7 protein-coding genes are annotated in these 9,362 nt (G+C 40.2%); 6 read left to right on the forward strand and 1 reads right to left on the reverse strand.

Annotated features, from left to right (window positions below):
- Positions 1-12: 12 nt before the first annotated feature.
- The 6 genes from alaS to ACH30E_RS16565 all read left to right on the forward strand — a co-directional run bounded on the left by alaS (position 13) and on the right by ACH30E_RS16565 (position 8,107).
- A complete protein-coding gene (gene alaS, locus ACH30E_RS16540) occupies positions 13-2,625 on the forward strand; it encodes an alanine--tRNA ligase (RefSeq protein WP_490825669.1) in 2,613 nt (870 codons plus the stop codon).
- Positions 2,626-2,679: 54 nt separating this feature from the next.
- Complete coding sequence (locus ACH30E_RS16545) at positions 2,680-3,198, forward strand: GNAT family N-acetyltransferase (protein ID WP_490825668.1); 519 nt, start codon at positions 2,680-2,682, stop codon at positions 3,196-3,198.
- Between the two features lie 138 nt (positions 3,199-3,336).
- Positions 3,337-4,284, forward strand: coding sequence for a PDZ domain-containing protein (locus ACH30E_RS16550; RefSeq protein WP_490825667.1), 948 nt, complete (start codon positions 3,337-3,339; stop codon positions 4,282-4,284).
- A 188-nt stretch (positions 4,285-4,472) separates the two neighbouring features.
- Positions 4,473-5,456, forward strand: coding sequence for a DUF1028 domain-containing protein (locus ACH30E_RS16555; RefSeq protein WP_490825666.1), 984 nt, complete (start codon positions 4,473-4,475; stop codon positions 5,454-5,456).
- A gap of 63 nt (positions 5,457-5,519) precedes the next feature.
- A complete protein-coding gene (gene gatB / locus ACH30E_RS16560; protein ID WP_490825665.1) occupies positions 5,520-6,965 on the forward strand; it encodes an Asp-tRNA(Asn)/Glu-tRNA(Gln) amidotransferase subunit GatB in 1,446 nt (481 codons plus the stop codon).
- 14 nt (positions 6,966-6,979) lie between these two features.
- On the forward strand, positions 6,980-8,107 hold the full coding sequence (locus tag ACH30E_RS16565; RefSeq protein ID WP_490825664.1) for a redoxin domain-containing protein: 1,128 nt from the start codon (positions 6,980-6,982) through the stop codon (positions 8,105-8,107).
- Between the two features lie 482 nt (positions 8,108-8,589).
- Here ACH30E_RS16565 and ACH30E_RS16570 read toward each other — a convergent pair.
- Positions 8,590-9,362 (reverse strand): RagB/SusD family nutrient uptake outer membrane protein (locus tag ACH30E_RS16570; RefSeq protein ID WP_490847357.1); only part of this gene is annotated, 773 nt, incomplete at its 5' end.

Below are 9,362 nucleotides of genomic sequence, written 5' to 3' on the forward strand. Positions count from 1 at the left end.
TTTTAAAATTTTATGACCAGCGCAGAGATAAGAAAGCAGTTTTTGGATTTTTTTGCATCCAAAAATCACCAGATTGTACCATCAGCTCCTATCGTTGTAAAAAACGACCCTACACTCCTGTTTACCAATGCAGGAATGAACCAGTTTAAAGACTATTTTCTAGGAAATAAAAAGCCAGCCTATCCCCGAATTGCAGATACCCAAAAATGTTTACGCGTAAGCGGAAAACACAATGACCTGGAAGAAGTGGGTGTTGATACCTATCATCATACCATGTTTGAAATGCTTGGCAACTGGAGCTTTGGTGATTATTTCAAGCCTGAAGCTATTGCCTGGAGCTGGGAATTACTTACAGAAGTGTACAAGCTAGACAAAGACCGCCTTTATGTAACTGTCTTTGAAGGCGATCCTTCAGAAGGCTTACCTCCCTCTTCCATCGCTCTGGAAGAATGGAAGAAATTAGTACCTGAAGAACACATCGTTTACGGTAATAAAAAAGATAATTTCTGGGAAATGGGCGAAACAGGTCCTTGCGGGCCCTGTTCAGAAATTCACGTAGACTGCAGACCAGATAGTGAAAGGGCAAAAATTCCTGGAAGGGATTTGGTTAATAAAGATCATCCCCAGGTAATTGAAATCTGGAACAATGTATTCATTCAATATAACCGCCTTAAAGATGGTAGTCTCGAACCACTGCCAGCAAAACACGTAGACACAGGTATGGGCTTTGAAAGACTGGTACGCGTTATCCAGGGAAAACAAAGCAATTATGATACAGATGTATTTACCGGCACAATTGCAGCGGTTGAAAAAATAACCGGTAAAAAATACGATTATAGCGACAGCAAAGAAGCCATCGCATTCCGGGTACTTTCAGATCATATCAGGGCCATCGCTTTTACTATTGCAGATGGTCAGCTTCCATCAAATACCGGGGCAGGTTATGTGATCAGACGAATTCTTAGAAGAGCAGTGCGTTATTATTATTCCTATCTCGACTATAAGCAACCTTTATTGTTTCAATTAATCCCGGTTATCGCAGCACAATTTGCCAATGTATTTCCGGAGTTAAAACAACAGATCGATTTTGTAAGTAAGGTAGTAAAAGAAGAAGAAGATGCATTTTTAAGAACACTTGATAAGGGATTAAAAAGGATTGATGATATTATTGCTGCTTCAAAAGAAAAAATACAAGGTAAAGCCGCATTTGAATTATTCGATACCTACGGTTTCCCTATTGACCTTACAAGACTGATTGCCAGTGAGAACAACTTACAGGTTGATGAGGCAGGATTCGAAACAGAAATGCAACAGCAAAAAAGCAGAAGCCGTGCTGCTACTGCGGTAGATACGGAAGACTGGGTTGTGGTTCATGATACAAATGAAAATCATTTTGCAGGATACACCAGCAATGAAACTTCAACCAAGGTTAACAAGTATAGAAAAGTAAAAGCAAAAGGAAAAGAAGCCTATCAACTGGTATTGGAAAACACCCCTTTTTATGCAGAAAGTGGTGGACAGGTAGGTGATGCAGGAACTTTAAACTTTGATGGTGAAGTAATTGAAGTGTATGATACCAAAAAAGAAAACAACCTGATCATCCATTTCTGTGATACTATTCCTTCCAAAATAGATACCGACGTTGTAGCAACGATAGATATAAAGAAAAGACAATCAACAGCTATACACCATAGTGCCACGCATTTATTACATGCTGCTCTCAGACAGGTACTGGGCACGCATGTTGCACAAAAAGGAAGTTTGGTAAATGAATCGCAACTAAGGTTTGATTTCTCTCACTTTGCGAAAGTTAGCACGGAAGAAATGACGGCTATCGAACAAATGGTGAACCAGAAAATTCGTGAAAACATCCCTGTTGTTATTAAGGAAATGAGCAAGGATGAAGCTGTTTCAATGGGCGCCATGGCTTTGTTTGGAGAGAAATACGGCGATACCGTTCGGGTAGTAATCATAGACCCAAATTATTCCATAGAACTATGCGGCGGTACGCATGTGGGCGCTACGGGTGAATTAGGGCTTTTTAAAATAAAAGCAGAATCTGCTGTTGCTGCCGGCGTAAGAAGAATTGAAGCCATCAGTGGCTTAGCGGCTGAAGAATTTGTGCAGGATCAATTATCACAATTATCAGCAATAAAGGAGGCTTTAAAGAATCCGAAAGAATTATTAAAAGCCGTCGAAAACCTGCATGCAGACAATAACGAATTAAAAAAGAAAATCGAGAGTCTTGAAACCAAACAGCTTGCCGTTATTAAACAGGAGCTTTTGCAACAGATGGTGATCATCAATGGTATCCAGTTCATCGGTGCAATTGTTGAATTAAGCAATGCGGATGGTTTGAAAAAACTTTGTTTCGATTTAAAAGATTCGCTTTCAAATTATGTAATAACACTTGCCGCTAATATTGAAGGCAAAGCAAGTGTGGCGATCGCTGTAGCAGACGAGTTGGTAAACAATAAAGGATTGGAAGCACCTAAGCTTATCAATGATCACGTGAAAAGCCTGATCAAAGGTGGAGGGGGCGGACAAAAAACATTGGCTACCGCTGGCGGACAAGATGCAAGTAATCTTCCGCAGGTAATAGAGAAAATTAAATCGATTCTATAATTTATTAACCACTTTATGCCATCTCGTGTAAAGCGGGATGGCATTTTTATTAGCATGAGTCAGTATATTTTTAGCAGCGATCGTTTATTGTTTCGTCAGTTTACCATTGATGATGCCTTACTGATTCATGAGCTGAACAGCAATGAACTTGTACTGAAATATGTACATGAATTACCAAGTACACCCGAAAGAGCAATCCTCAGGTTAACAGAGAGCATCATACCACATTATCAATTATATGGTTATGGTCGTTGGGCAGTACACATCAAAGAGAACAACGATTTTATCGGATGGTGTGGTTTAAAATTCAGACCCGAACGAGAAGAAACTGATCTGGGATACCGTTACTCCCCATCTTCCTGGGGTAAAGGCTATGGCACTGAAGCCGCAAATGCCTGTTTGGAATACGGTTTTAAAACACTCCAACTAAATCGCATCACCGCTGCCGCACATGTTGAAAACCTCCCCTCCCTCCGCATCCTCGAAAAAATAGGTATGCAATACCTGAAAGATGATATAATTGACCACTGTCCGGTGAAATGTTTTGGGAAGACCATAGTCCATAGACCATAGTTTAGGACCTATTATTTCTCATCGTCCATGGACTATGGACCATGGCCCTCCCTCTTTTTAACATTTCCGAAACCTTTCGTAATTAATTTTTTTCTGACATTTGACTACTAAACATTTCGTACTCTAAAAATATTTCTTATGTATAGAAAATGGATGGCAGCATTGGTGCTGTTCACTGGTATGACAGCAACTGCACAAACAACTGAAAAAGAAAAAGCAGATAAGGAACCCAAGGAGAAAATCAGTAAGAAATTATCCATTGTTGTAGATGGCGATAAAGTAACCATTAACGGTAAGGATATCAAAGAGATGAGTCCTGAAGAAATGGAAAAATTAGGCGATATGGACATGTTGAAATTGAGTCCGGGTTTACGTATGATGATCCCAGGCCGTGGTGGTGCTAATTTCTTTAAGCTGGATGACCTGCATAAAGGTGGTAAAGAAAGGGCCCTATTGGGTGTAATGAGTGAGAAACATGAAAAGGGTGCTAAAATAACTTCGGTTACGAGTGAAAGCGGAGCATCTAAAGCAGGACTTCAAAAAGATGATATCATTACCAAAGTAAATGATGCAACAATTACCGGAAGTGAAGACTTATATGAAACCATTGGTAAATACAAGCCGGAAGATAAAGTTACCATCCATTACCTGCGCGATGGCAAGGAAAATACAACCACGGCCACTTTAGGTAAAACCATGGAAATGGGTTTTGACTTTGATTTTGGTGACAGCTTCAATCGAAATTTTAATTTCGATAATATGCCTAAACTTAGAAATGGAATGCCATTCAGTTTCAATTATTCCAGTAAACCTAAATTAGGCATATCAATAGAAGATACAGAAAATAATAAAGGTGTAAAAGTTACTGAAGTTGATGATGATACCCCTGCAGATAAAGCCGGTATAAAAACAGACGATATTATCACTTCCATTAATGGTAAAGCGGTAAACGCAGTTGACGAAATTAAAGAAGCACTCAAAGACCTGAAAGAAGGTGATGTTGTAAAAGCAGGTATCACCCGGGCAGGTAAATCGCAGGTTATTGAAATTAAACTCCCTAAAAAATTAAAAACTGCCGACCTGTAGTCAGGTCCAACCATCTTTCTCATTCTCATGTGTATATAAGCCGCGTCACCCTGATAAAGTAAGGGCTGGCGCGGTTTTTTATTTGTATTTTAGCACTCAAAAGGTTGAACGAGCCCCTATGGTCTATGGACCATGGACTATGGACCATAGACCATAGGATTGTAAGTCCTAGCATCAAAAATCTTACTATGCGATATTTATTGTATTTCCTTTTATCTGCAACCATTGTAACAGAAGCAACTGCACAGGTTTATAAATCAAACCAACCACTGGTACACACTTTTTCCATTGTGGCAAGAGATGCCAATACGGGAGAAATGGCGGTAGGTGTGCAGAGTCATTGGTTTAGTGTAGGTACATCCGTACCATGGGCAGAAGCTGGTGTAGGCGCTGTTGCAACACAATCATTTGTAGATAAATCATATGGCCCAAAAGCGCTTGCATTATTAAAACAAGGGCTCTCATCTCAGGAAGTACTTGATCAGTTAACCAATGCAGACCAAGGAAGGGATGTGCGACAGGTAGCAATAATAGATACTAAAGGAAATGTGGCAACCCATACCGGCAAAAACTGTATACAGGTTGCCAGTCATATAAAGGGTATCAATTATAGTGTACAAAGCAATATGATGCTGGGCGATAAAGTAGATGAATACATGTCGGAAGCATTTGAGAAAAGCACTGGAAAACCACTGGCAGAAAGGGTATTACTGGCATTGGAAGCAGCCCAAAAAGCGGGTGGTGATATACGAGGCATGCAGGCAGCCGCTATCATTGTAGTGCCTGGTAAGCCAACAGAAAGCTGGAACAATAAAACGGTTGACCTTCGTGTAGATGATGCGAAAGAACCATTAAAAGAACTACGCAGGCTATACCTCGTACACCTCGCCTACCAACACATGAACGAAGGAGATTTGGCCGTTGAAAAAAATGACATGACAAAAGCCATGTCAGAATACAATGCCGCAATGCAATTATTTCCTGAAAACCTCGAAATGCAGTTCTGGACCGCAATAACCCTTGCAAATAATAAGGAAGTAGATAAGGCACTGCCTATGTTAAAAAAGATATATGGGAAAGATAAAAACTGGAAAGAACTAACCCGCAGGCTGCCTGCGGTTAAACTCCTTACAGTGTCTGAAACTGATTTAAATCGCATACTTTCCTTATAATTCTCTCATAAAATAACCCGATTCACCCAAAAGGGTAAAGAAGGTATTGTACTTTTGTTGCCCATGTTATCAGAAGAAAAATATGAAGCTGTTATAGGTTTAGAAGTACATGCTCAGTTGGCAACCGAAAGCAAATTATTTTGTGGTGACAGCATAGCATTTGGTGCGGCCCCCAATACACATGTTAGTCCAATTACCCTGGGCCACCCCGGAACACTTCCAAAAACAAACAAAAAAGCAGTTGAGTTTGCTATAAAGATGGGTTTGGCTTGCGGATGCGAAATTGAGAAAGACAATTATTTCGCACGTAAAAATTATTTCTATCCTGACCTTCCAAAAGGTTACCAGATATCACAACATACAACACCCATATGCAAAGGAGGTTATGTAAGCATTACAACCAGTAATGGAAAGAAAGAAGTAAAACTAAATCGCATTCACCTGGAAGAAGATGCTGGCAAAAGTATCCATGACCTGGAAGAAGATTATACCTGTATCGACCTGAACCGCGCCGGCACACCACTAATTGAAATTGTTACAGAGCCGGATATTCATAGCGCTGAAGAAGCCTGGCATTATGTTACAGAAATAAGAAAGCTTGTACAATGGCTGGGTATTTGCGATGGTAATATGGAGGAAGGTAGTCTGCGCTGCGATGCCAATATTTCTGTGAGATTAAAGGGAGAAGAAAAATTAGGTACCAAAGTAGAAGTAAAGAACCTGAACTCAATCCGTAATGTAAAAAAAGCCATTGAGTTTGAGATTGATAGAATCATCAACTTACTAGAAGAGGGCAAGCTAATTCAACAACAGACCAGAAGCTTTGATGCCTCCAACGACACCACTTTTGCGATTCGTGATAAAGAAGAGGCCAACGATTACCGTTATTTTCCGGATCCGGATCTTGCACCATTCCGATTAACTGAAAATTATATCCAGGGTATCAAAGCATCATTACCCGCTTTACCGGCCGTATTGATCAAAACATATACTGAAAACTTTGGTCTAAGTGAATACGATGCATCACAATTATGTGATACAAAAGCAACCGCTGCCTATTTTGAATCTGTTATCGCATTCACGAAAAATTACAAAGCAATTGCCAACTGGATAACTGGCCCCATTCGCCAATACCTGAATGAGCAGCAAACCGGAATCGATCAATTGCCTTTATCAGCAAAAACGCTTGCTGCTTTAATTGATTTGGTACAAAATGGTAAGGTTAGCTTTTCTATTGCGTCTTCTAAGCTGTTACCGTTATTAATGCAACAAGAAACCGACCCGGAAACACTGGCTGCCTCTTTGAACCTAATTCAGGTAAGCGATGCGGGAGCATTGGAAACATGGGTGAATGAAGCCATTGCCGCAATGCCGGAGAAGGTGTTGGAGTATAAAAAAGGGAAAAAAGGACTGATCGGATTATTTGTAGGAGAAGTAAAAAAGCGCAGTCAAGGTAAAGCCGACCCCAAACAGGTAACTACATTATTAGAACAAAAACTCAATCAATAAATCAGTAATCAGGTATGAAGAAAATGCTATACATCGCGGCGATTGTCGCACTGGTAAGCAGTTGCCAGGAAAAAAAATATGGTGCATTCACCGTAAGTGGTAAAATCAGCAATGCTCCATCGAAAAGAATATTTTTACAGGAACTCCCTTTTGGTGGCGATCAACCAGTGGTACTCGATTCGGGTACTTTGAAAGACAATGGAAATTTTGAACTGAGAGCAGTAGGAAAAGAAGAGGCCCTTTATCGCCTGGTAATTGAAAATGGTCCTGATGTATTATTGGTGAACGATGGCAAGAGCATCAAGGTAAATATGGATGTAAACAATTACCGTGCTTATAAAGTAGAAGGATCCGATGCAAGTGAAAGCCTTCACACCCTGTTTGAAAAATTCAGTGTGAAAGATTCTATTTTATACCATACACTTGGAATGTTAGATACTTTGCAAAGAAGCGGCAACGATAGCTTACTTACTTTAGAAAAAGCCAGACGTGATGTTCAGATCAAAGACATGAATAAACTCATTTCAGATTATATCAATGGATCTGAAAGTCCGGCTGCGAGATATTATGCACTTGGCATGGGTTCACGTACCATGTCGCCAGAGGAATTAAAGGCACTAGCTGATGCTTCTGCTGAAAAATTTAAAGACCATACTGGTTTGGCTAAAATAAAAGCCCTCCTCAGTGCTTATGGTAAAAATCAACAACCTGCTACAGATCCATTTATTAATCAGCCGGCACCTGAAATAACTTTACCTGATACCGACGGAAAGACATTCAGCCTGAGTAGTTTAAAAGGCAAATATGTATTGGTTGATTTTTGGGCAAGCTGGTGCATGCCTTGCAGAAAAGAAAACCCGAATGTTGTAGCAGCATATAATAAGTTTAAAGACAAGAACTTCACTGTTCTGGGTGTATCGCTTGACCAGGATAAACAATCATGGTTAGATGCTATTGCAAAGGATAAACTTACCTGGAAACATATCAGTGACCTTAAATATTGGGAAAGCAGTGTGGTACCTTTATACAAAATAGAAGGCATTCCTTTTAATGTGCTGGTAGATCCTGATGGAAAAATCATCGCTACTGACCTTAGAGGTGAAGATCTTCAGAAAAAGCTAATGGATGTACTCCCACAGTAAAATGAATGAGCTTATTAAAAACAAATGACCGGCAATGTTCCGGTCATTTGTTTTTAATACAGTAGCATGCTTAAACATATTTAACTGGTTATACGGAACACCATATACAATGAACCTTGTCTCTCTTAACTGACAGACTCCAGTTGCTGTCAAGAGAAATTTAGCCACGAGTTGAAAGTCACACTTAAGATGGAACACAGATCTTCATGATCTTCAGGATTTATCATGATAGACCCTGAAGATCATGAAGATCTGTGTTCCATTTATTATTGCCAGCGCATTATTAGCACTCAAATACTTCTTTAACCATCTGATTTTAAATTATCTGATTCTCAGGCCGCCTCTCATTTATTCCATTAAAAGCCGAAAGCCTAAAACAAGCAGAAATCAAAGCTTGCGGCCAATTTTACCATAACCTGTAAATAATAAGAGAGCCGATCAAAAATGATCGGCTCTCTTCAATATAGATTTTACAAACTGTATTAGTTGGTATAACCCGGGTTCTGCTGTATAACAGGGTTAGCCTGTATTTCAGCATTTGGTATTGGTAACAGGAAGCGGAAGTTACCTGCAGGCAGTGTAGTTGCTGCATTCACCTGTGGTAAGTCTACAGTCAGACGAACAACAGGAAGGTTTCTTCTCTTCAGGTCCCAGAAGCGATGTCCTTCATAAGGCAATTCCTTGAAGCGCTCATCCATGATAGCAGAGATGGCTGCATCTTTAGAAGCCAGTACTACAGGAACATAACCGGTGATACGGGCAGCTCTCAGTGCATTCAGATCAGCTGCAGCATTCACCAGGTCATTGCTTTCTGCGCGCGCTTCTGCACGGATCAGATACATTTCACCGGTACGGAATACTTTAGCATCTGCTACGTTTTCAGTTGCAGTACCATAAGTAGTACCAGCATATTTAGTGATCAAACGAGTGTATTTACGACCAGTACCTACCAGTAATGGCTCATCTTTTACATAAGAAGAGAAACGGATATCATTAGTCTGATCATACATATCCCAAAGTTTCTGAGAAATGGTCCAGGTAATACCACCGATATTACTTGAATTAGCAGAAGTACCACGCCATAAGCTACCGATACGACCACCCAGTGAAGCGGTACGACTTAATTTAAAAGCAGTTTCACTGCTGTTGGCATCGGTCCAGATTCCAGGGAAGTTGGCACGTGAAGCCAAAGGAACTGCATTGATGTATTCAGTACTGAAAGTAATGGCATCGTTCCACTCTTTCAGGTATAGTG

This window comes from Sediminibacterium sp. FW305-C-61, assembly GCF_058231065.1.